The sequence below is a fragment of the Streptomyces bambusae genome (assembly GCF_019400985.1).
Lineage (GTDB): Bacteria > Actinomycetota > Actinomycetes > Streptomycetales > Streptomycetaceae > Streptomyces > Streptomyces bambusae_A.
This window is the reverse complement of record NZ_WTFF01000749.1, coordinates 1-537: the sequence shown is the minus strand read 5'-3', so window position 1 is coordinate 537 and position 537 is coordinate 1. Positions and strand designations below refer to the sequence as shown.

At 70.0% G+C, this 537-nt stretch carries 2 pseudogenes; both read right to left on the bottom strand.

Annotated features, from left to right (window positions below):
• Positions 1 to 166: pseudogene (locus GPJ59_RS36865) on the bottom strand (2-oxoacid:ferredoxin oxidoreductase subunit beta); the annotation flags it as partial.
• Positions 159 to 537: pseudogene (locus GPJ59_RS36860) on the bottom strand (2-oxoacid:acceptor oxidoreductase subunit alpha); the annotation flags it as partial. The pseudogenes GPJ59_RS36860 and GPJ59_RS36865, both read right to left, overlap by 8 nt.

The window sequence follows — 537 nt, the reverse complement described above, 5'->3', positions numbered from 1 at the left end:
GGTCGGGCATGAAGCCCTGGACGGCGGCCAGGACGGCGTAGTCGCCGCAGCCGGGGCACCAGCGGACCTCCTGGTCCGACTTGAAGTCCTTCATCGACTGCCGGCCCTCGGCCTTGGGCACCAGGGACAGCAGGGAACCACCGGCGGGCGCCGTCAGCTCAGACATTGCGAATGGCCTCCTCGATCACCTGTGCGAGCTGTGCCGCCTTGAAGGGCATGCCGTTGACCTGGGTGTACGACTGGGCGTCGACCAGGTACTTGGCCCGGATCAGGGTGGCCAGCTGCCCGAGGTTCATCTCCGGCACCACTACCTTGTCGTAACGCCTCAGGACGTCCCCGAGATTCCTCGGGAAGGGGTTGAGATGGCGCAGGTGGGCCTGGGCCACCGGCAGGCCGGCCACCCGCAGGCGGCGTACGGCGGCGGTGACGGGTCCGTAGGTGGAGCCCCAGCCCAGGACGAGGGTGCGGGCGTGGTCGGGGTCGTCGACCTCGACGTCGGGGACGGTGATGCCGTCGATGCGGGCCTGGCGGGTGCGG